Here is a 1419-nt window from a genome sequence, read left to right on the forward strand (position 1 = left end):
CGCCCGCTCGCGGCCGACCTACGATCTCACGGGCAAGGCGCGCATCACATACGGGCGCTTTGACAGCTGGAAACTCGAAGGCGTTGCCAGCACCGGCCTTTCCGACAAGATCGCGGTAAAGGTCAGCGGCGCATACGAGAAAAGCGACGGGTATTTCTACAATGCCTTCTACGACCAGCCGGGCCAGCGTTCCGAATTCTACGCCGTTTCCGGCGCAATCCTGTTCGAACCTACCGACAATCTCGACATCCAGCTCAGTTACGACCACCAGAAGACCAAGCAGGATCCTCCCCAGCTCCTGGCGGTCAACAAGGACACAGATCTTTTCTGCGTTGCCTACGACCAGTGCTCCCCTTCGCCCGGGGTGCCGACTTCGGGCGACCGCTACGTCAGCGTGAGCGATGGCCGCCTCGGCAAGAACGCCACTTTCAAGCTCGACATGGCGATTGCCAAGGCCACCCTGGATCTCAACGCCGACCTGCAGCTCGACTATATCTTCGGCTGGCTCAAGACCGATGAAACGATCTACCAGGACTTCGACGCCGCCCCCCTCTTGCTATATCACACCGACCGCCCTGCCCGCTGGCGGCAAACAACGAACGAGTTGCGTTTGACAAAGGGAGGCAGCGGCCCCCTCACCTTCGTGATGGGAGCGTACCTGTGGGACTCGCGCTACACGATCAATCTCAAGAACTATATCGGCTTTGCCGGCGCTCCGCTGTTGACCAGCGCACAGGACGTCACCCAAACCAACAAGTCGTGGGCGCTCTACGGCGAGGCTGACTACAGCCTCACGGACAAGCTGACATTGACACTGGGCGCACGCTATACGCACGACAAGAAGACCAGCCTGGTCAACGACAAGACGATTTACATCTACGGCTCCCTGGTCGAAGCCGATCCGATCGTCACTATTGAACCCAGTCTGGCAGGCGGCCAGATCGTAATGACCACCCCGGCCAAGAAGAGCTGGTCCAAGTTCACCCCGCGCGTGTCGCTCCGCTATGAGTTCACGCCCGATGCGATGATCTACGCGCTGTGGTCGCGCGGCTACCGCGGCGGTGGGTTCAACGGTCGCCCCTCGACCATCGGCGCTGCGACCATTCCGTACGACCCGGAAACGCTCGACAACTATGAGATCGGGTTCAAGACGGAGCTAGCAGGCGGCAGGGTACGTCTGAACGGCGCCGCCTTCCTGATGAAGTACAAGGATATGCAGCAGGACCTTGACGTTCCCGCACCGGGGACTTCGACCGGTCGCGAGAACCGCACGATCAACGCCTCCTCTGCCGAACTGAAAGGCGTCGAGCTCGACCTCACCGCGCAGCTGACGGACGGTCTGCGCGTCCACGGAAACCTCGGATACCTCGAAGCCAAGTACAAGGACTTCTTCGGAGACATCTACAGCACCGGTACGCC

1 protein-coding gene is annotated in these 1419 nt (G+C 60.5%); it reads left to right on the forward strand.

Annotated elements, in window-relative coordinates; all coding sequences use genetic code 11:
• On the forward strand, positions 1-1419 hold a 1419-nt coding region (locus LK12_RS23315; protein ID WP_039290677.1), incomplete at both ends, for a TonB-dependent receptor.

The sequence above is a fragment of the Novosphingobium malaysiense genome, from assembly GCF_000802225.1.
Classification (GTDB): Bacteria; Pseudomonadota; Alphaproteobacteria; order Sphingomonadales; family Sphingomonadaceae; genus Novosphingobium; species Novosphingobium malaysiense.